General features: G+C 60.5%; 20 protein-coding genes. 1 reads left to right on the forward strand and 19 read right to left on the reverse strand.

Translation table 11 applies throughout. The features are described 5' to 3' along the window. Window positions 1–16 precede the first annotated feature (16 nt). The 13 genes from IPI01_15395 to IPI01_15455 form a co-directional block, all read right to left on the reverse strand. The gene (locus IPI01_15395) at window positions 17–1,429 is read right to left on the reverse strand and encodes an alpha/beta fold hydrolase (GenBank protein ID MBK7259153.1); all 1,413 of its coding nucleotides are present in this window, start codon (window positions 1,427–1,429) and stop codon (window positions 17–19) included. 46 nt (window positions 1,430–1,475) lie between these two features. After that, entirely contained in the window at window positions 1,476–2,162 is a 687-nt protein-coding gene (locus IPI01_15400) for an SdpI family protein (protein ID MBK7259154.1), read from the reverse strand. A gap of 4 nt (window positions 2,163–2,166) precedes the next feature. Further along, complete coding sequence (locus IPI01_15405; GenBank protein ID MBK7259155.1) at window positions 2,167–2,427, reverse strand: winged helix-turn-helix transcriptional regulator; 261 nt, start codon at window positions 2,425–2,427, stop codon at window positions 2,167–2,169. A gap of 101 nt (window positions 2,428–2,528) precedes the next feature. Next, window positions 2,529–3,059: a DinB family protein gene (locus tag IPI01_15410; GenBank protein ID MBK7259156.1), complete on the reverse strand. Its 531-nt coding sequence runs from the start codon at window positions 3,057–3,059 to the stop codon at window positions 2,529–2,531. Window positions 3,060–3,116: 57 nt separating this feature from the next. Continuing rightward, window positions 3,117–4,004, reverse strand: coding sequence for a hypothetical protein (locus tag IPI01_15415; protein MBK7259157.1), 888 nt, complete (start codon window positions 4,002–4,004; stop codon window positions 3,117–3,119). A 69-nt stretch (window positions 4,005–4,073) separates the two neighbouring features. Further along, window positions 4,074–5,450: a serine hydrolase gene (locus IPI01_15420; protein MBK7259158.1), complete on the reverse strand. Its 1,377-nt coding sequence runs from the start codon at window positions 5,448–5,450 to the stop codon at window positions 4,074–4,076. 225 nt (window positions 5,451–5,675) lie between these two features. After that, window positions 5,676–6,254, reverse strand: coding sequence for a TIGR00730 family Rossman fold protein (locus IPI01_15425; protein ID MBK7259159.1), 579 nt, complete (start codon window positions 6,252–6,254; stop codon window positions 5,676–5,678). 34 nt (window positions 6,255–6,288) lie between these two features. After that, a complete protein-coding gene (locus tag IPI01_15430) occupies window positions 6,289–6,594 on the reverse strand; it encodes a DUF2752 domain-containing protein (protein MBK7259160.1) in 306 nt (101 codons plus the stop codon). A gap of 7 nt (window positions 6,595–6,601) precedes the next feature. After that, window positions 6,602–6,865 carry a TM2 domain-containing protein gene (locus IPI01_15435; GenBank protein MBK7259161.1) on the reverse strand — a complete coding sequence of 88 codons (264 nt, stop codon included), beginning with the start codon at window positions 6,863–6,865 and terminating at the stop codon, window positions 6,602–6,604. Window positions 6,866–7,081: 216 nt separating this feature from the next. Further along, window positions 7,082–7,603 (reverse strand): hypothetical protein, encoded by a 522-nt coding sequence (locus IPI01_15440; protein ID MBK7259162.1) that lies wholly within the window; start codon window positions 7,601–7,603, stop codon window positions 7,082–7,084. Between the two features lie 455 nt (window positions 7,604–8,058). Beyond that, window positions 8,059–8,982 (reverse strand): T9SS type A sorting domain-containing protein, encoded by a 924-nt coding sequence (locus tag IPI01_15445; protein MBK7259163.1) that lies wholly within the window; start codon window positions 8,980–8,982, stop codon window positions 8,059–8,061. A 235-nt stretch (window positions 8,983–9,217) separates the two neighbouring features. Beyond that, on the reverse strand, window positions 9,218–10,168 hold the full coding sequence (locus IPI01_15450; protein ID MBK7259164.1) for a hypothetical protein: 951 nt from the start codon (window positions 10,166–10,168) through the stop codon (window positions 9,218–9,220). A 118-nt stretch (window positions 10,169–10,286) separates the two neighbouring features. Then, window positions 10,287–11,291 (reverse strand): putative sulfate exporter family transporter, encoded by a 1,005-nt coding sequence (locus IPI01_15455; protein MBK7259165.1) that lies wholly within the window; start codon window positions 11,289–11,291, stop codon window positions 10,287–10,289. 180 nt (window positions 11,292–11,471) lie between these two features. Here IPI01_15455 and IPI01_15460 point away from each other — a divergent pair, with 180 nt between their 5' ends. Then, complete coding sequence (locus IPI01_15460; GenBank protein ID MBK7259166.1) at window positions 11,472–12,527, forward strand: alpha/beta hydrolase; 1,056 nt, start codon at window positions 11,472–11,474, stop codon at window positions 12,525–12,527. A 9-nt stretch (window positions 12,528–12,536) separates the two neighbouring features. Here IPI01_15460 and IPI01_15465 read toward each other — a convergent pair whose 3' ends face one another. From IPI01_15465 to IPI01_15490, 6 genes are all read right to left on the reverse strand, one after another. Then, complete coding sequence (locus IPI01_15465; protein MBK7259167.1) at window positions 12,537–14,204, reverse strand: amidase; 1,668 nt, start codon at window positions 14,202–14,204, stop codon at window positions 12,537–12,539. 293 nt (window positions 14,205–14,497) lie between these two features. Next, a complete protein-coding gene (locus IPI01_15470; GenBank protein ID MBK7259168.1) occupies window positions 14,498–15,304 on the reverse strand; it encodes a T9SS type A sorting domain-containing protein in 807 nt (268 codons plus the stop codon). 31 nt (window positions 15,305–15,335) lie between these two features. After that, window positions 15,336–17,657, reverse strand: a complete 2,322-nt coding sequence (locus IPI01_15475; GenBank protein ID MBK7259169.1) for a DUF1349 domain-containing protein — start codon at window positions 17,655–17,657, stop codon at window positions 15,336–15,338. Between the two features lie 484 nt (window positions 17,658–18,141). After that, the gene (locus IPI01_15480) at window positions 18,142–19,794 is read right to left on the reverse strand and encodes a T9SS type A sorting domain-containing protein (protein MBK7259170.1); all 1,653 of its coding nucleotides are present in this window, start codon (window positions 19,792–19,794) and stop codon (window positions 18,142–18,144) included. Between the two features lie 313 nt (window positions 19,795–20,107). Continuing rightward, window positions 20,108–20,416: a hypothetical protein gene (locus tag IPI01_15485; GenBank protein MBK7259171.1), complete on the reverse strand. Its 309-nt coding sequence runs from the start codon at window positions 20,414–20,416 to the stop codon at window positions 20,108–20,110. A 281-nt stretch (window positions 20,417–20,697) separates the two neighbouring features. After that, the gene (locus tag IPI01_15490; protein MBK7259172.1) at window positions 20,698–21,864 is read right to left on the reverse strand and encodes a prolyl oligopeptidase family serine peptidase; all 1,167 of its coding nucleotides are present in this window, start codon (window positions 21,862–21,864) and stop codon (window positions 20,698–20,700) included. Between the last annotated feature and the right edge of the window lie 17 nt (window positions 21,865–21,881).

The following is a 21,881-nucleotide window of genomic DNA, read 5'->3' on the forward strand; positions in this document are numbered from 1 at the left end:
GATCACGGCCCTCCGGTCAGTGCAATGCGATGCGCGACATCCACGTGCTGATGACCGAGGGAAGTCCCGCAATGAACGCCTTCGGCAGCGTCGCATATTCGGTCGGGGCACCGGTCTTCGCCTCCTGGAACAAATGGTTCGCGCCGGGGATCGTCCGTATCGTGATGTTCGCTTTCCTGGCCGACGCGACGACGGATTCAAGGGCCGGCCGGTTCTGGTCAGGCGGAACCTGCATATCCAACGAACCGAACAGCGCAAGGACCGGACACGTGATCGCCGCGATGTCCCGGGCCGGGTCGTACATGACGAACCGACGGAACCATGTCGACTGCACCGCCGCTAATTGCACATCAACCCGGGCGGCAAGCACGGAGTCGTTGATCCCCGCTGAAGCGCGCTGCTCCGGACTCAGGGTGGCGGCGCTCTGGCGCATATTCTCCAGAAGCATGGTCCGCACGCCTCCCCATCCGGTGTCTGCCCTCACCGCCGCATAGACCTGTTGTTGCGACACGAGCGCGGCGGCGACCGCGGAATCGCTGGCCCCACCTGCACGCGCAAGACGTTCCACCTGCCCCAGAATGATGTCTCCACCGGATACCGCAGGACCGGCAAGCAACACGGCGAATGCTACGTCGTGGTGTGCTGCGCACAGCATCACCGCCGCGACAGCACCCTCACTGTGCCCGAGAACGCCTATGGCATCCTTCCGGATCTCCTTGCGGGCCGCAAGGTACGCCACCTGCGCGCGCGCGTCCGATGCGAACGAGTCGGTGGTCGCCCCGGCATAGTCACCCGTCGAACCTCCGATCCCACGGTCATCGCACCGCAAAACGGCAAATCCTGCAAGCGTCAAACTGTCCGCAAGTATCTTGAATGGTGCAAACCCGAAGATCTCCTCATCCCGGTTCTGCGCCCCGCTCCCGGTAAGAAGGACAACGGCCGGGAACGGGCCGGCACCGTCCGGTCGCGTCAGCGTCCCGGCAAGCGACACCCCGCCTGACTGGATCGTGACCTCTTCACTATGATACGTCGGGGCTGCAGCCGCGGCCGGAGGTGCAGCCCGTCGGAGTACAAAGGGACATCGTACGTTGGCCTGCGTGAAAATGCCGGTGATCGAATCACCCGCCAGCGTGCCGGCGAAATTGGCGAGTCCGGGACCGGCCTTCAACGCAAAGTGCACCATGGTTCCTGTGCTCCCTACATCCTGGAGAGGCAGCCCCTTTGCCATCTGCATGGGGATGTCGATCGACCCGTGCAGTGAATCAGCCCGGCGCTCGAATTGCACAACAATGCCGAGATCGAGACCGGGCAGCTTGATCGACCCTTCCCATCGCCCCTCGGGATGTGGTTGCGCGTTGACAGTCGTGAGCACGCCCGACAGGACGACCAGGAATGCTGCAAGCAGGAGAAGTGGATATGTGCGTTTCATCGGGAACCTTCATTTCTGAGTGCACGGCGGATGACGGTGCGAACCGTCACTGCAACTGCTCCGGGTCACCCGGTTCATCGGTCCGGCCGGTCCGCTGCATCCGGCGGAACAGCAGGTACGGATACACGAATGCGGTGAAGATCACCGTGGGCGCGAGTATGGCCGGGAGAAGATAGCGTGTCGCAACACCGGCAACGGACAGGACGGCGATCAGGAGTCCAGCACCAACGAAGCACCAGCCTCCTACGATATGGCTCCTTCTCCAGACCTCGTCGGACGACATGGTCCAGGGTGAGCGTATGCCGAAGAACCAGTTGCGCGGGACCTTCGGGAGATAGTTGCCGATGAGCATGAACAGGATACCCAGGCCAAGTCCCGTCGCCATGGTCGAGAGCCGCCCATCCCTGACGGCGATCAGGTTCATGACGAACATCATCAGCATGAACCCCATGGTGAGATCCCGGAAGAGCAAGAGGACGTTGTACCGCGGCTGGATCTTCTTCCAGAGCGGGTCGATGAACGGAATGAACGTCAGCACGACATAGAGGCCCACCACGACGCCGGAGATCATGAGCAGGAATGCTGTACGTGGCATGGTGCCGTCGGGATACCCCTCCGCATCGAAATGCGACGGCACCTGCTCGGGGAGCCCGGGTCCGTACAGGAACGCAAGGGCGGCAACGGCGATGAGTATTCCGAGGGGAACGAGTTCGCGTTTGATATTCCAGGTCATCTGGTCATCTCCTTTTCTTCATGCCGACAAAGAACTCAAGGGCCATATCGAGGACGGACATGTTCAGGGAATAGCGTATGAACTGCCCCTCCCGCCGCGTTTCCACGAGGTCAGCCCGCTTGAGGATGTCCAGATGGTGGGAAAGTGTCGGCTGGGCGACCTGCAGATGGTCCAGCAACTCGCTGGGGGTCCTGCTCTTGACGCGCAGCAACCGGACGATCTCGAGGCGGGTCGGATCGCCAAGGGCCTTGAAGACGGTATTCACGATAGTATATCGATATATGTGGATATATGATAGCATGAATATAAAAAAAGCCGGAGGAACTGTCAAGTCCCTCCGGCCACCAATGACCGCCACCTCTCTGCTCAGGCCCGCATGGCCGGCAGGTACCGCTCCTCCACGATCCCCAGGTGATGCTGCACGTGCCCCGCCAGGATGTACGCGATCGCACGCACCGAGATCGGACGGGAGGATGCGGTTCCCACGCGCATCCAACGCTCCTCCTCGAGCCTCGACAGAAACGCGATGTTCGCGGCACGCACGGATGCGAACTCCGCCACGAGCTCGCGCAACGGCACGCCGCCGTACTTCCCCGCCACCACATACACATTCTCATCGAACGACGGCAACGGCGCCTGCTCCCCCCTGCTGAAGCAGAAGGCCCGCGCACCAAAGATCCTCTCACCATCGATCAGATGCCCGGCAACATCCCGGAATGTCCACTTGTTCGGAGCGTACCGGAACGTCTCATCGTCCGCACCGATACCTCCGAACAGACGCTCGACCTCCGCCGCCTGTCCCCGCAACGCCGGCCAGACATCGGTGCCCGGGACAAGTGCAATGTACGTCTCATAGAACGGCGCATACTCCGTCGGTTGTGGCCTCGTACTCTCCATGCCCTTCCTCCTCTCATCCCTGTGGTCATCATGACGTACCGGTGCAGGCGACTCGGATCAGCGCCTCGTCCGTACCCGCGTGGTGGTCCGTGTGCGTTTCACACCATCTTTGGTACGCACCGTCTTCGTCCGGGTTACACGATACTGATTCACTGCCGCACCATGGCGCCTGGTCACGCTCACCGATGTCACACGGCGCGGCGCATACAAGCCGTGCGCCCTCATCACGCGGTGATGCCGCACGGCGACAACACCGGCATGCGGACGAAAGCGGAACGGGTGGAAGACCCGCCACGCGAGCGGTCGCCACGGACGCCACCACGCGGGATAGACGCGCCAGCGCCACGGCGAGACCCACACACGGTACCCCGGCGCATACACGAACCTCACGATCGGCCACGGCCAGACATTCACCACGATCCGCGGCATCAGCATCACCGCCGGCGACACCGATGCAGAGGGTCCGCGTCCACGCTCTTCGCCCTCAACCTCTTCCTCGCCTTCGTCATCACCTTCACCTTTCGGCTCCAGAATGGTCTGTTCACCGAAGATGTCCGCATCGCCCAGGATCTGGACGATCGCGTTGTCGGCGCCGTTCTTCTCAAGCTCGACAACGGCTATGTCCTGGGATTCCGACTCGGACACCGGGACCTGCAGCACGAACGTATGCACATCGCCCTTGGTCGACCCGACGACGCGGACATAATCGACGTCGCCGTCACCGTTGAGGTCCAGGTTGTTCACATGATTGTCCGGCTCGTTGAGCAGTTTCTCGAACTCCTCCGGCGACGCAGCCTTCTGGAACATCTCCAGCGCGCCCTGCAGACTGAAATGGTCCCCCGGCAACCCTGTCGAATCCTTCGCCGCTCCTTCCTGCGCACATGCCGGAGCAAGCGCGAGCCCCGCTCCCACAATGATGCCGAAGAATCTCCGTGTGTAGTGCATTGTCCCTCCCGTATGTGAGTGTGATGTGATGTATCCTGGTGTGATGAACCTGCCGGTAGACCGGCCCTCTCAGCGGAGGACCACCATCGCTTTCGCAGCGCTGAAACGTCCCGCGGTAACCCTGTAGAAATAGACACCCCCGGCCAATGTCGATGCGTCATAGCGGACCACATGCTCCCCCGCACCACGCCACCCCTCGTTGATCCGGCCGACCTCCCTCCCCAGCACGTCATGGATGGTCAGGACGACCTCCGCCGATCCCGGCAGCGCATAGCCGATCACGGTCGACGGATTGAATGGATTGGGGTAGTTCTGATGCAGCATGAAAGTGGATGGTGCCGTCCCCCGGTCCGCGACCCCCGTCGAAGCGGTCGGGATGATCCGGTTCACATATTTCCAGATATCCTCATTCATCATGAACGGTACCAGCGCATTGTCCGGCGCATCACCCATACGGACAAAGACGATGTTCTGCCCGGGAACGACATTGATGAACTGTCCGTTCTTCCCGAGCGCGGCGAACATCGAGGCGGGCGCAGAAGGATTCAGCGGCCCGGGAAAGGATATCTGCGTCTGCGGGATCATGTAGGAACTTTTGCCGTTCAGCCACCACAGGTAGCCGTACGAAGGATTGATCTGCTGCGACGATGCGGACATCGCGCGCACATAGGCCGTGTCATCGAGCACAGGGGTCGCGCCCCAGAAGCCCCGGTTCAGGACCAGAAGCCCGAATCGCGCCATGCTGCGGGCAGTGCTGGCAAAGATGTTGTTGTATCCCTGTCGGAAGAACAACCCCGTCATCTCCGTCTTCGTGCCGATGCGCGAAGAGAAGAACGAGTTGATCGTTGTCCCGGTCGCCACGCGCAGCACCGAATCCAGCAACGTGTACGGCCCGTTGTGATACGCCCACCGCGATCCCGCATCGGCCTTGTAGACCAGACACGACGACTCGGTACAATACGGATCCACCACGCCGTCATCGAGTCCACTGGTCATCGACAATTGATGGCGCACCGTGATCGTGTTCTCTTTCAGCAACGGCTCCGACGTCCATCCTGTACCGAGCCAGCGCGAGGTGGTGTCATCCAACGAAAGCGCTCCCTCCCGTTGGGCGATGCCGATCATGAACGATGTCAACGTCTTCCCCGCCGACGCCCAATACCAGGCACTGTCTCTGGTGAAGGTCCCGAAATACATCTCGATCGCTATCCTCCCATCCTTCAGCAGGATGAATGCCCGCGTGTTCTGGTCGCCGAGAAAGGTGCGCAGGGAGTCGATGGCACCGGCATTCCATCCGAGAGAGGCCGGGGATACGGTCTCCCAGGTCTGGCCGACAAGCGGAGGAAAATACAATTGCTGGGCATCGCCCTGGAACGGGACCACGATGCCGAGGGCGATCAGCAACACGAAAAGAGCGCGGCGCACGTGCAGACACGTACAGGTCATGGTCGGGGTCATTCTTGATGGGGGTCCTTGTTCTGCCTACGAACAATACAACGACAGTGCCAGAAAATGGTTCCCGACGGATATCTCAAAGATCGCCGGGAATGACTCACATTCGTGGTGCTGCGGACACAATGGGCGGGTGTACCACGCGACAGGCGCACGCCCACCGCGGGAAGTGGCCAATGTACTGCGGGAAGTGTCTACTTTCAGGCACATCCGGCCAGGCTAGAGGCGGGCGAAATTTCGTGCATCACTTCCCCAGGGAGGGGCCTGCAGGATGGCCGGGAGGACGTCCTCTGCCCGGCCCACAACGCTCCACATATCGCGGTGACGGTCGTCCATGAAATTCTCAAGGATCGCACGCTCGAAGAATGCGAGCAAGGGATCGTAGAAACCGTCGGTATTGACCAGCACGATCGGGCCGGTGTACATGCCCAGCCGCTTCAGCGTAATGACCTCGGCAAGCTCCTCGAGTGTCCCCGAGCCGCCGGGTAATGCAACGACCGCATCAGCGTTCTCGAACATGAGACGCTTTCTTTCGTGCATCGTCTCGACAACGAGGAGTTCCGAGAGGCCGGCATGCCCCCATTCGATCTCTTTCATGAACCGCGGGATCACTCCCAGAACGTATCCACCTTCGGCGAGCGCTCCGTCGGCGACAGCACCCATCAAACCCGTCGACCCGCCTCCGTACACGAGCCCGATCCCGTTGCGCGCAAGGATCCTGCCCAGAACATCTGCCGTGTCGACGAAATGCCGGGCGGCTTTGCGGCTCGATGCGCAGTACACGCAGATGCGGCGCACATGGTACGGGGGATTCGGACTATCGGTCACGACATCAATTCCCGGAATGATGGAGATGTGATGGCGGGTTCTTCGCCGGCGAGAAGAGCCAGCGGAGGGAAGCAATGATCAGCAACGGAGCAACGAACACCCAGCGCCAGTTGTACTCCCAGGCGGCCGCAACGTCTCCGCGCAACGCGTGCATGAGTGCCCGGGTCATGCCACACCCCGGGCACTCATGTCCCGATACCGCCTTGAGAAGGCACCACGACGGCCCGTGATCCACCCACGACAGCGGGATGCTGAGCATCACCGCGGCCACCACTGCCACCCAGAGGGCACGACCGGTGTGGATGCGCACGGAAGGCCTACTTCACAAGCGGATTGCCTTTGCCATCCTTGAAGGACCCCACGATGATGATGATGAGATCCACAAGGGCCCAGATCCCGCACCCGCCGAGGGTCAACAATTGTGCGATGCCGATGCCGATGTGCCCGGTATAGAACCGGTGCGCACCGAAGATGCCGAAGAAGAAGCACAGAAGCAACGCGGCGATCCAGCTCTTGCCTTCGGCGGGGGCGGCAGTTCCATTCGTCATAGCAACGATCTCCTTGCGCCGTGCGTTGAACATGGGCCTCCGGCCGGTGCGGCGGTCACCAGCGGGCCATTCGTGAATGAAGCATAAGCAACGGAGTAGCGAGGGGTAGTGCGGACCGGCCGACAGTGGACATCACGCGCCGGAACCCCGGGAAGAAGATGAAGCACACCGGAACAACGGCGCGACGGAGGAGCGGATGCTGCCTCCGTCGCGCATCAAGCGAACCGGGGATCTACAGGGAACGCGGCATCAATAGTCGTCGCCCGACACCCACTCCTCTTCGAATTCGTCGGCGGTCTTCGCGATCGCGAAGATCGTACGATACAGGGTCTCGGCATCCGTGTCAGCCGCGATCTGGGCGTTGAACAGCAGCGCCTTGGTATCGCCGGATTCGATCAATTGAAATGCGCCAAGTTTGACGGCGGCGTTCTTCTTGAGGGCAGCAACCATGACATCTGACGAGAGATCATCATCCGTCTGGTAGCCTTTGGAGTCCACCTCGCGGATCTCCATGTGATGGAGCTGGTAGGTCTTGGAACGAATGGTGACCAGCTGGGTACGGTCACCATCGAACTTGCAGATCACCTGGTAGTTACCGGAGTTCGAGATCGTGAACTTGAAATCCTTTGCCTTCAACAACTTTTCGATCCGCTTGTCAGGCTCCTGACCCGAACCACTCTTACCACCGATCTGTGCATTGCCACTGACGAACACCAGGCTCATGGCAACGCAGAAGGCACCTACCGTCAGCGATCTTGTCGCGAGTTTCATTGTACGCACTCCTCCGCAGTATGGTCATTGGGGATCCAGGTCCCCGTGGTCAACCCCGGCCCTCCTCCCACCTGCCATGGAGCGCAGGCCCCTGCACCGCCGTTGGATGTAGTGTTGAGTATATTAAACTGGGCTGCCATAATCAAGCAAGCGGCCCGTCGCCGCACCATTTTTTCCACGACTACTAAGCAGAATTACGTATCTCACCTTGACATTTCAGACGATTCACTGTAGTTTATTCGGTGCCGGGTCCGCAAACACGCTTGACAGCCGGCGCAGCGAGACACATCGTTCAGCAGATCCCACTCACACTTCGCCGATCCGATCCGTGTCTTCACCGTCCTACTGGGACGGCCAGCACTGGCAGCCAACACCCGTCCGTATCACCCACCCGCCACCGGCAAGCGGACGGAAATGAAGCGGGCGCCCGAAGGCGCCCGTCGTGTTCATCCTCCCTACCTCAACAAGAGCAATCGCCGGGTCTCGCTCGATGCCCCCGCCTCCAACCGGTAGAAATACACTCCACTGGCGAACCCACGCGCATGGAACACACACGCATGCGTACCGGCATCCATTTCTTCATCGCGCAGGACGGCAATACGTTGCCCGAGCATGGACCACACGGATAACCGCACCCTCGTGCGCGATGGCAGCGTGAACCGGATCGTCGTCGAGGGATTGAACGGATTCGGATAGTTCTGATCCAGATGCATGCGCTCCGGCACGATCGCCGCCAGAGCGGGTAGCCCGGTGAGCGTGCGCCTCGAGTAGAACACGGGCTGTTGCTCGGCTCCCGCATAGGCGATCGAATCGGACGTTACCGTAAGTGCAAGGTACGTCACCGCGGGGAGCCCCGAGGTGTCTGCAGACCAGGTATCACCGTCGTCCGTCGACCGCAAGAGCGTTGTCCCGATCGAAGCAAGAAGATGCCCCACCGGCGTGATCGTCAACGCGTGCACACCGCCCGTCGCACCATGCGACAGGGCATTCCAATGAAGGCCGGCATCCGCGCTACGCATCAACGTTCCGGACGACCCGCCGGCGAAGACCAGCGATGAGTCCTTCGCGGCCAGACACGTCAGGTTCTTGCTCGCCATGCCTGCACTCCGGTTGTTCCACGTAAGGCCAGCATCGGATGACGAGTAGACTCCCTTCGTTCCCGACGCAAGGAACACCCGTCCGACACTGTCGGAGACCATCGCCTTGATCGAACCGGTCGACCCGGCGCTGTCGACGCGGTTCCACGTGTCTCCCCAGTCGGAAGAGCGATAGATCCGCCCCTGCGATGTGCGGCAAGCAGAATATTCTCCCTGGTCACGAGCAACCCGCCAATGCTGACGTACAGCCCCGTTATGGTGGTCCCGCTCACCTGCTCCCACGTTACGCCACGATCCAACGACCGGAAAATGCCACCGAGGGGAGAGAACAGCATCGACGAAAAGAAGATGCGCTCGGAACCCTGTGAAGCCACCGCCTGTACGCTCCCTGTACTGAGGTCGGGGAAACAGTTGACCCAACTCCCGCCCGCATCCGAAGAATAGAACATGCCGACATCGGTACCGGCCAGAACGTCCATCGACGATGAGGCCTTCAGCACGGTCACCGTGACGTTGGTCAATCCGAAACTCCTGGGCACCCACACGGAATCCCCCTGGGATGAATGGGAAATGCCCCGTGATAGGCTCCAGCATACAATCCGCCCGTCGCATCCACGATGAGGTCGTATACCGACGTATGAGGCAAGCCCCACTGGCCCCACGCTGCGCCGGCGTCGGTCGAGCGTACAACCCCACCGGGTATGCTCGGATCAAGCGGCTGGATCGATGCATACAACGTTCCACCCACCCCCCGTTTGATGCAGCTCACGGATTTGCCCGACGCCGCCGCCCGGAGCGACCATGAGATCCCATCATTGACGGACATGTAGAATCCCTTCGTGTCCGAGCCCGCATAGACGGTGTCGGGGACCTCCGAGGAAAATGCGGTGGGTGTGAACGTGCTTTCTGTGGCAGCCCACGACTCCCCCTGGTCCGTCGATCGATGCATACGCGAGGACAGTCCCACAAGCCATGCACCCGATCGGGTGATCGTGACGGATGTTACTCTGGTGGCGGGAAGCGGCCAGACCGTCCACGCCACCCCACCATTCAACGACCAGTAGAAGCCCTTCGTGGTGCCAAGAAGGATCTTCTGGTCGGAGGACACGGCGATACAGGTCGGGATAACCGACACACCCGCAGGCAAGAGCGTGGTCCATTGCGTTCCCCCATCAATGGACTTATAGAGTTGGTCGGGGCCCGCGGCAAAGACCGACCCCACAGAATCCATTGCCAGGTCGGCGACCATCATCGATCGTAAGTTGGTCTGTTTCCACGTCGTTCCGCTATCATCAGACGCGAACACTCCCCGGGTCTCTGTGCCGGCGAAGATCACTTCATTGGCATGTGCGACAAGAGCACGGACCGGCCCTCCGTATGGCCCATTCGCAGGCCACCATGTCCAATTCTGTCCGAAGCCAACGTGAACACACATGAGAAGTGCGAGGAAGAGAAGAGTCCTGCTCATAAGACCCCCTTTGCAGCAGACACAATGCGGAGACGTGAGAAGCGGGGTGCGAAGGGATTTGTACAACAGAACGTACTACTTTGGTAGACAACAATCAACTGGGCAGCGCCACAGCCTGCTACCACTGCCCCCCGAACCATTGCACCGCGATGCTCGTGAGCGCCACCGTCACCCAGACGATCAACCCCAGGATCAGCGGCCTGGTGCCCGACGCAAGCATCGTGCGCAGATCGGTCTTCAACCCGATCGCACTGAGCGCCATCACGATCAGAAACTTGCCGGCCCCTGTGAGGAACGCTATCGCAGGGTCCCCGAGGATCCCCGACGTGTTCAGCGCCGACATCGCCAGGAATCCGAGGATGAACCACGGGAAGATGCCGCCGATGCGTACGTGCGGATCAGCGTGAGTATGCGCGGCACGCTTCCGGCGCACCATCACGGCAACGAAGGCGAGCGCGATCGGTATGATCATCAGCGTCCGCGTCAATTTCACTACCGTCGCGTGGTCACCGGCGGCGTTCCCATAGGTATACCCTGCGGCAACTACCGAGGAGGTGTCGTTGATCGCCGTACCGGCGAAGAGCCCGAATCCCTCCTGCGACATCCCCAGCAGATGCCCGAGCGGGGGAAAGATGAACACGGCAATGACGTTGAACAGGAACACGGTCGAGAACGCATACGACACCTCCTGGTCCTCTGCCTCTATCACCGGGGCGATCGCGGCGATCGCTGAACCGCCACAGATCGCCGTGCCCACGCCGATGAGGCTCTTCAGATTGAAGTGCACCCCCAGAGCCCTGCCGGCAGCCACAGCCACAAGCAATGCACTTGAGATCGTGACAAGGATGATGATGAGCGAAGCGGCACCGGTCGCATACACCTGCCCGAGCCCGAGCCCACTCCCGAGCAACATCACCGCCCACTGCAGGACCTTCTTTGACGTGAACTGCACACCCGGCATGATCCCACCGCGGATCCGGATCACGGATCCGGCAGCGATCCCTATGAGGATCCCGAAGACCGCTCCACCGATGAGCGGGAACATGCTTCCTGCGTAGGCCGCCACCAGCGCGATCCCCAGCGAAAGAAGAATACCGGATCCAAGCTGCTTCACCCACGCCATCGATCGATCCTCAGGATAGGAAAGGACGGCCGCGCGTTGCGGCCGCGTCACATAATGTAAAGTAACACAGGGACACTGACAAGCTCCGCGGCGGTGTGTCGCTTGCTTTTTCCGATTCCTTGCCGGATACTTCAGTATCAATGATCACCGTGTACCCGCTCCTCTCAAGGATCAAGGCCGATGCCTACGACGATTTCGACCGCTGTACTCCAGTCCCTGCGACCTCTGATAGGTACCGTCGTTCTCGTGCTGAGCCTGGTCTCCCGCTTGAACGGACAGTTCATACCGGACACGCGTACACTCCCTCCAGATGTTGAAGTGGATAGCACCGGGGTCCCGCGCAATCACTATTTCACTCTCGCCTCGGCCACGGAGAAGGTCCAGAAGCAGTACCCCTTCGCGGTCCCCGCACCCCCGACGGTCCCACCGGGGGTCATCATCCATCGGGATGTGGTCTACCGGTCGATCCTGACACGCCAGCTGCGCATGGACATCTGCCTTCCCCAGCCCGGATCTTCCGGGTCGGCGCCGGGGATCATCCTCATCCACGGCGGAGGATGGCGTTCGGGCGACAGGAGCATGGAGTTACCCATGGCCCTCCAGCTCGCGGGCCGGGGATACGTTGCCGCGACAGTGGAGTACCGGCTGTCACCGGAAGCCCTGTATCCTGGATCAGTGCTCGATCTTAAAGCAGCGGTGCGCTGGTTCCGCGCGCACGCAACACGCTATGGCATCGATACGACGCGCATCGCCGTGTACGGGTGCTCTTCCGGTGGGCATCTTGCGTCATTGCTGGGGGTGACGAATGGCAGGCAGGAATACGAGGAGGGGGAACACCTGAGGTGCTCCAGCAGCGTGCAGGCGGTGGTGGATATCGACGGCCCGTTGGACCTGACGCATCCGGAGGAGAGCGGAAAGGACTCGATCCCGTCAAAGCCGTCAGCAGCGAAGAGCTGGCTCGGTGTCCGCCACGCCGACGACCCATCGCTGTGGAAGAAGGCTTCACCGGTGACGCACCTGCACGCCGGCATGCCACCCATGCTCTTCGTCAACAGTTCCCTCCCGCGTTACCATGTCGGCCGCGATACCGCGGTTGACACGATGAGGCAGCATCACATCTACTACGAGATCCACACGATCCCGGACACGCCACATCCTTTCTGGCTTTTCACACCATGGCAATCCAGCGTGGTGACCTCTGTGGACAACTTCCTGGGCCATGTCTTCGATCGGTGAGGACGCACCTCACGTCCGGGATCGAACATCAACCGTAGGCACGTACGACGGCTTCCTGCGCACCTTCGTCGCCTGTTCGTAACCGTACGCAAGGGTGATCAGCCGCGCTTCCGTCCACGCACGCCCGAAGAACGACACCCCCACCGGCAGCCCGAACACGAAGCCTGCCGGCACCGTGATGCTCGGATACCCTGCCACTGCCGCCAGCGTGCTGCTTCCTCCGATGTAGTGATCGCTCAACACAAGGTCGGTAACCCATGCCGGACTCTCGGTCGGGGCAACCAGCGCATCCAACCGGTGCTTGTTCATGACCGCATCGATCCCATCCCGCCGCGACAACCGCCCGCAGTTCGCCAATGCCGTGCGGTATTCTTTGCTCGTCAAGGGTCCCATGCCCTCGGCCTTGAGGAAGATCTCCTGGCCGAAGTACACCATCTCCGTCTGCCGGTGTGCTTCATTGAAAGCGATCACATCCTTCAGCGATCGCACCTGCGCGGTCGCACCGACACGATCGAGGTACGCTTTGAGATCGTGCTTGAGCTCGTACAACATCACGGTGTACTCATCCGACTCGAACTTCCCGATGGTCGGGATATCCACAGGGTCCACAAGGACCGCACCTTCATGTTTCAACACCTCCAGAACACCCTGCATGACCTCATCGACCGCCGGATGGAAGCCGAAGTACTTCCTCACCACGCCGATGCGCGCCCCTGTGAGCCCACCAGGCACCAGGGCCTGCGTGTAGTCCGCCACGTTCTTCCCCCGGCCTGCCGCGGTCGCGCCATCCTCTGCATCAACGCCGACGAGTCCGGCGAGAAGGGCCGCCGCATCACGCACCGTGCGGGCCATCGGACCCGGAGTGTCCTGTGTGTGCGATATCGGGATGACACCCGTGCGGCTCACGAGCCCGACCGTGGGCTTGATGCCCACGATGCCGTTCACCGACGATGGACTCACGATCGAGCCGTCGGTCTCGGTGCCCACCGCAACAGCACAGAGGTTTGCTGCAACAGCGACGGCAGACCCCGAACTCGATCCGGACGTGTTCCGGTCAAGCGCGTACGGATTCCGCGTCAGACCTCCCCGGCCACTCCAACCGCTCGTCGATCTGCTGGACCGGATATTGGCCCACTCGCTGAGATTGGTCTTCCCGAGAATGACCGCACCGGCTTTGCGGAGTTGCTGCACGAGAAAGGCATCCGTGGGAGGGCGAGAGCCCACAAGCGCCAGCGAACCCGCAGTGGTTGCCATCCTGTCCACCGTATCGATGTTGTCCTTCAGAAGCACCGGAATGCCGTGCAACGGACCGCGGGGGCCCTTCTCCGTTCGCTCCCGGTCCAGCGCATCGGCAATGACGAGGGCGTCAGGATTGATCTCGATCACGCTTCGCAATGCAGGGCCGCTGCGGTCGATCGCTTCAATGCGCGAAAGATACCCCTCAACGATGGATCGCGACGTATACGTTCCGGACGACATCCCTTCCTGCAACGCGGTAATGGTGATCTCTTCGAGTTCTTCGGATCCAACCCCCGGAACGCTGGACACCGCCGCCCGCAACGGCCCCCCGGGGGCGGAAGCGATCAAACCCGCGACACCAGCAGTGAGACCGGTCTTGAGGAATCCGCGGCGGGACACATCGTCGGGGCGCACATCCGGAGTCTCATCATCGTGCATCAGGCACCTCTCTCATGGTCGGCAGATAGCCCAATATAGCCATCGTGCATGGCACGCGCAATCCGGTGAGGGGGTCAAGCGGTCGTACGTGCATTGATTCTCATGCGAACTGTGCCCGTGCGCATGCGCGGAGGCGGCGTATGGATTGATTCATGCACGCAGCCTGCCCGTGCACATGCAGAGGGACGGTCCCGCTCCGCGGGATCGAATTATCCATTATCCATGGATCATGGATAATTAAAGAGCCCGGTGAATATCCGGGCTCTTCTGTTTTGTGGCCTCCCACCCCACCGTCACCTCATCAACAACATCTTCTTCGTCTCCACAAAGTCCCCGGTCCTGATACGGTAGAAGTACATGCCGGATGCCAACCCCTGTGCGTCAAAGGTCACGTTGTACACTCCGGCCGCTTGTGCTTCCTGCACAAGCACCCGCACGCGCTCGCCCGTGACGGCATAGACTTCCAGGGTCACAACGGAAGCATGCGGCAGCGCATACCGGATCACCGTCGATGGATTGAACGGATTGGGATAGTTCGCAGAGAGCGAGAACTCACGCGGCATTTCCTCCGCATTTGCCTCCGTCAATGCGCCGGCGATGATCTTTGCAGGAACGGCAGGCGATGCCGTATTGAAGAAGTAGTTGACCAGTCCGTTGAACGCAGGAGCGGGCGAACCGGCATTCCCGGCGAACGGACCCACAGCGGTGACGGTCAGCGCATGCGAGAACGTCACCCCCTGGGTCCACGTCGTCCCGTTGGATGAATAGGAGCCCGTCCACTGATCCCCCACCCGCTTCACTCGTAGATAGAACGGCGCAGCCTGCGCAAGCCCAAGATCGGCGCGAACCGTAGGCGCATCGTCCACGAAACTCGCCGCAAAGAAGCGCGTGTTCGCCGGATCGCGCACGAAGTCGAACCGGAGGAAGTTCGTCGCATCTTGCTGGACCAGGATGCCCTGGATCTGGTACCCGGCCGCCATCGACGCATCAAACCGCGCCTCCACCTCGAGATCGCTGTTCGGCGCAGCCTGCATCACCCGCGGTATCGTGATCCCTCCCGTCCATGCATCATGCTCAACGCCATAAAGCACACCGATCACCAGGTGCGAGCCATTCTGACTGAAGGTCGCATCACCGCGTGGATCGATCGCTGTCCAGAGCCCCGTGTTCAGACTCGCACCATTGAAGTTGTCTGAAACAATGGGAAGCCGGCGGAGGGGCGGGGCGCCGCCGGAACTTAAGCGAACCGATGCTGACCCCGAGGTCACGGAACGAACCATTGATCGTACTGACCGCCTGCAGCGTGTCTTCCCCGAACCCGATCGTCATGCGCGCAGGCACCTGGGTCAGAAGCCTGCCATCGGTGGCGTACTGGCGCCCGAACCCGAAAACGGTCATGTTATTCTCCATGTTCCAGTACTGGTCCTCGAGGTTATCATCCTCGTGATGGGCCAGATACAGGAATCGGCGGGAACCACTGTCCCCGAAATACGCCCATTCCGGTGCCGCGATATCGCCGACGAACAACGCGTTGTCCGTCAGTCGCTGCCCGGAGGACCGTACCCAGAAATCCGCTGCGGGATCGTATGTCCCACCCGGCGTTCCCTCATACAACATCCAGAATGCTCCCGCCACCTTCGTTACCGTCAGGCGCGCAAAGCGAGGGTAGAATTCCCAGCGTAGCGCCCAGAGCCCATCGGTGGACTGAGATGAAACCGTCGCTTTCAACGGGCCGGTAGAGGTCAGAGTGCTGGTGGAGTTCGTGTATCCCGGATGGGCGATCGCGCCAAGGTTCGGTATGCCCCGATACTCACCTGCCGATCCTCCACCCACATGATAGTTGATCCAGTCATTCCCACCCAGGTCCACCATACTCGAAAAGCCCGCACCCTGTTTGTGATAGTAGAGCGACGCAAGCTGGGTGGACACAAGATAGCTCGCCTGCCCTTCATCCTGCACATTGTCGGTGACGGTGACCTTGTTCGTGAACGATGGTGCAACGAAACTCCCCCCCGTTTCGAAGTAGACCTGATAGTACCTCGTCGCTCCCGCGGCTGTGGTCCCATTCATCAGGAGAACGACGGTACCAAGCGCGTTCGTTGATCCGTTGTACGCAGCGTCCCTGTCGAACTGGAACGCCACCGCCGAGTCCAACACGGTACCGCTTGCATTCACCTCGATCACGCGCAAAGAGTTGGTGTTCAGGGTCCCCGATGTGCCGAGCGCTGTCAGCATCTGGGTGAAGTTCACACTCGCTTCTGCCGGCCGGTCGGTGCGCGCATACCCTGCCGCGGAGACCGTCACCGGAACACGATAGCGCCACGCTGCATTCCACCAACCCGGTGTGGGCGGCGGCGCACTCGTCACCGTGAGCGTGGCCGACGTACTCGTCGCTGGACTGCCATAGGCGTTCGACACCACACACCGGTACGTGCTCCCGTTGTCCGCCAGCACCGTGGCCGGCGTCGTGTAGCTCGATGAGGTCGCCCCTGTGATGTTCGTACTGTTCTTCTGCCACTGATACCCCAGCGGCGCCGTCCCGCTGGCACCCACCGTGAACGTGGCCGTCTGGCCTACGGTCACCGTCTGGTTCACCGGGTTGGCGGTGATCGAGGCCGGCGTGTTGCTGCCACCCGTCGGATCCTCCGGACTGATCGGGGATCCGGTGTTGAAGAAGTAATCCACGAGCGCGGTGAATGCCGGAGGGGTACCGCCTGCATTCCCCGCGAACGGTCCGATCGCGCTCATCGTCAGGGCCTGTGTGAATACCACCCCCTGCGTCCAGCTCGTCCCGTTCGTCGAGTATGATCCCGTCCACTGCGAACCCACACGCTTCACCCGCAGGTACACCGGCGCACCCACCGTCACCGAGACATCCGCGCGGATGGCCGGGACATTGTTCGTGAAGCTCGCCGCGAAGAACCGCGTCCCGGCAGCGTCCCGCACAAGATCGAACCGCAGGTAGTTCGTTGCATCCTGCTGCACCTGGATGCCCTGCATCTGATACTCTGATGTCATCGTCCCATCGAACTTCACCTCCGCCTCGAAGTCCGTGTTTGTCACCGCCTGCATCACCCGCGGAGCGTTGTTCCCGTCCGACCACACATCGTGCGCCACTCCCGCCGGCACCGCGATCGACAAACGGGCATTGGCCGTCCCCGCTCCCGGAAGCGTGAACGTCGCATCACCGCGCGGATTGACCGCCGTCCACAAGGACGTGTTCAACGTCCCCGTGTGGAAGTCATCCGAGATGATCCCCGAAGCAAGGAGTGCGTTGCTCCTGCTTGCACCATCGCTGCTGAGGTCGGTCGCGACCGCGATTTCACGAGAGTTTTGCCCCGGCACGGCCTGATGAACCGCCTGTGCATACATCATCGCGTGTATTCCATCACCACTGATGAACGTGACGGCATACGCAATGAGTGAAAAGAGCAGACGGTATCCGGAACGCATGCGACCCTCGAGTATTGGAATATGATTGCTGATGGAGATCGCACTGTTGATGCGAGATGAGATCTCTGGTATGCCTGCTGGCAGGACAGGAAGGGTACGCGGAAAGGGGGCGGAATGCCTGACGCGTCCTCCTCTCCTCGGTCCCAGTGTTGAACGAACGCGGATCGCTAAGCATTGCTTTGAACAGCCTGTGGAAAGGAAGAACAGTGCCGGAAACGACCACGTAACATATGAAACAGCCCACTCCCGGAGAGGGTTCCCCCCCCAGCAGAATCTCCCGGGCACAATTGCGAGGGGGATATATGTTTTCCCCTGCAAATATGCGGACATCGGGTCCGGACGGGTGTCAGGGGGAGTATATGTTTCCCCCGCCATATATACGGACATCGGTTCCGGACGGTTGTCAGGGGATGATCCTGGCACCCGGGCAACCCTGGGGGCGGTGCAGGCACCGCCCCTGGGTGCACGTTAGTGTCACCTGATACTACTTCATGAGGAGAAGTTTGCGCGTATCAGAAAAATTACCTGCTTGCATGCGACAGTAGTACACCCCGCTTGCAAGGTTGGCCCCATCGAAGCGCACTTCGTGAACGCCGGCCACCTGCTCACCCCTCACCAGTTCCGCCACCTCGCGGCCCAGTGCATCGAATACTTTTACACTGACCGGTGATCGCTCCGGCAGGCTGTACCGGATCGTGGTCGAGGGATTGAACGGGTTCGGATAGTTCTGTTCGAGGGCGAACCGGACGGGCGCGGTGAGCTGCTCCTCAACACCTGTCGCAGTGGCATCAAACACATCGAAGTACGCAGCGCGTGAAAATGGACTGACCCACGACGGATAGAGGACGCCGTACTTCTTGTTCCCCATATACGCGATGCCCGGCTTCACGCCCGGATACGGCTCGTGATCGGAGACCACCGTGTTCCCCGACCAGGTGCTCCCCAGCGGGTATGAGCGCCATGCAACCCTGGTGGTACGGGTAGAATTGTAGTAGCGATACGCGACAGCGATCCCTCCCCCACCACGAAGTGTAGCGGATGGGGCCTCACTGCCGAGCGAGGTATCGGCAAAGGCCCCGAACCGCCAGGTACTGCCTACGCCGTACCGGATGACATATTGTGTTTGGACGAATGAGGTGATGAAATCGAATGCACAGAAGATGGTGTCATTCTGTGAGCTGATCGACGTCTCCATGGCTTCGAATGCACCGGCATACTTGTAGGCCCGGGCATAGTTCGAACCCTGGATGCTGTCAATGCACACCTGGCCCGCGGTATCAACATAGGAGATCCACATATAGGGACCGGGGATCCCATACGTACAGGAAAGGCCGGTGAACGCGGAAGTCACGCCGGTCGTGGTCTCACGCGCGGAAGTGGAATCGATCTGATACCAGAAGAACCGGAGTTTCTTTGTGGACGTGATCGTGCTGACGTAGTAGCGGTCCCTGAAGGCGGTGCCATCGTTCGTCGTGGTTGCGAGATCCGTGAACTTCTCCCCGCCTCCGGTCGTGACCGCGGTCGTAAGATAGCCGGGCGTCCCCGGCCACGTTACGGAGGCACCGGTCGCCGTACTGTACCGATAGACAAGGATCTGATCCTGAAGTATGCCGCGTGTGAACGCCACATACGCGTTCCCCTTCAGGATCGTGAGTGAGACCCTGTTCAACGGATAGGTCGCGTTCCAGTGCTCCTTCTCTGACCACGTCTCACCACCGTCCGTCGAGAGATTCAGGGTCCAAGAATCACCAGTAGACTTCCTGACGTGGAGAACCGCGATCAAATTTCCGTTCCCGGGATCGTAGTCGAGTCCCACCCAGACGATGGAGTCCCGCGCACCCACCCGCACATCCGTCCCGGCGATCCCCCGGATCGCCGCGGGCGCTGCTGACCGCCATGAGATCCCGACATCGACCGACGACGCGGGGAGCACGGATTCAAGCGCGGCGAGGTCCGCGATCGCACCATCATGGTCACCTGCATTCCATTTCCTTTTCACTTCCTGTACGGATGCCCGTACACCATTCCCGGCACGCTCATCAACCACCAGATCGATCACAGCATTCTGACGTTCCTCCGGCGCCAGGGCCTGGAGGTATGCACTCTGCGCACGGACGGCACACAGTGTTGTCGGCATGCCGGCATCACGGAACGAACCCGTGACCGCAGACGCCGGACGGGGAGAGGCTGTAACAGAGAGCTCCTGCGCCGTGGCACAAAGTGACACGAGTACAAGAAACAATACGATGCAATGTCTCATCCGTGAACCTTTCTGTATGTGATTGACAGGCGACCCCCCCGTGATCTGGGCGATAGGATGGCGCAAGGGAGACGGGGAGCCCTGTACAGGCAATACAGCACAGTACGGAAAAGGTTGGTGGTCACACGGGGCGGTGTGCTTCAGGTCACATCCGGACGAAGATGGTGTGCCTTGCTGCAGCGATCAGGACTTACTCGGCGTCCGGCCGCAACGGCGTTGCAGACATGGGTCCTACGACTGTCTTGAAGGGCCGGATGCGCCATGATGCCACAAGCCCGTGAGCGACATACGGGTCCCGTTGTACGAATCCATCCACGATCTCACGTGACGCGCACCGGAAGATGAGTACCGTGGTATCCATGGGGTCTTCGAGTGCGCCTCCGATCAAGAGCTCACCCCGGTCTGCGTATTCCCACGCCAGTCGGAGGTGCTCGGCCCGGAACTCGCCGCGGCGGGTGAGGTACTCCGGTGTCACACTATAGAAGAGGATGAGATCCACGATGGTTCTCCTGAAAAATGGTCCAGCCGATACCCATGAGCGCTCGATCCATCACTACGACAGCAATGCCGCATGCATCCTGTTCAGAGGATCTGGATCACCGCGTAACGGTCACGCCGTCTTCGATCCCTTGACCGGCGGTTGTCATCGTTGTGAAGACCCGTTCGCCGTAACGCACCCGTAGTGCTCTCATGTCTGTGCAGGAATGGATCGTTCTTGGTGGGGTCTCCGGTGCAGACCGCTCCTTCGGAAACGTCCGGCACGTGCCCGCCGGTGTCATCTCACTTTGTCAAAGCCGGCGCATGCTTACTCGTGAGTCTCTTGAGGTGCTCGGTGAAGTAGCGGAGATTGGGATCCTTATATCGCGTGGCCAGATCGACCGCCTTCTTCATTGCAGCTATCGCCTCTTTCTTCATGCCAGCCTTGTCGTACGCATCGGCAATGCCATCCAACGCATTGGCAGAGTGTGGGTTGCGCTGGGTGTTGCGCTTGAACAGTTCGATCGCCTCGGGAATATTCCCCTTCGCCAGTTCTTCATACCCGAGGTTGTTGACCACGTCCTCGGGCACCGGGATCGTATATCCTACACGTCCTGACACTTCACCGAAATGCTGCTCGGCATACGCAAGGCCCTTCTCCAGAAGATCGTCAGGGAACCGGTACCCTGCATACAACCGGCGCAACGCGTCGATGTGTGCGACCAACGGAATACTGGTATGGGTCTCATCCGGATATCCCCTTGCGATCCAGCGAAACCCTTGAGGGGAATTCTTCTCGACTGTTTCCTGCAACCTGTGATCGTCGGCCAGCGCCTGACCGGAATCATCTGACCATGCAAAGTAGAGAAAGGCCCTCAGACTGTCGGTCTGTTGAAATGCCTGCTCCAGGGACCGTTGAGGGAGATTGTTATCCCAATCGAGACTTGGGCTCAGTGCAATATAGGCATTGAAAAGAGAAGGCTCGGACGTCAACGCATAAAGAACGAACTGTCCACCGGCCGAATGGCCGGAAAGGATGCGGTACCGGTTCGTGCGGTAAGTACGTTCGATGGCCGGAATGAGTTCTGTCGACAGAAATTTCTTGAACTGGCTGGCACCTCCCCCACCAACCCAATGCGAGGACCAGTCCGTCTGGGTGTAGTCCCGTATCCGTACGGTGCTGGTGATCGCAACGACAATGAGCTCCGGTATTTCGCCTTTCGACGCAAGGAAATTCACAGAGCCTGCTGCATGCAGGAAGTGTGATTCACCATCAAGAACGTACAGCACCGGATACCTGCGGTCCAACGCCCATTGATAGCTTGCCGGCAGGTACACCTGAAAAGACCGGTCTTCGTTGAGTACCGAAGAATGAAGTGTGCGCTTGTGCCCTACGGCAACAGGGGCATCCCCGAAGCCTGTCGTGACGAAAAGAGCAAGGGCCAGAAGCAATTGCAGTCTGAACGGCATTCTGTCTCCGTCGAACG

It is taken from the genome of Ignavibacteriota bacterium (assembly GCA_016707525.1).
In the GTDB taxonomy this organism is placed as follows: domain Bacteria; phylum Bacteroidota; class Ignavibacteria; order UBA10030; family UBA6906; genus JAGDMK01.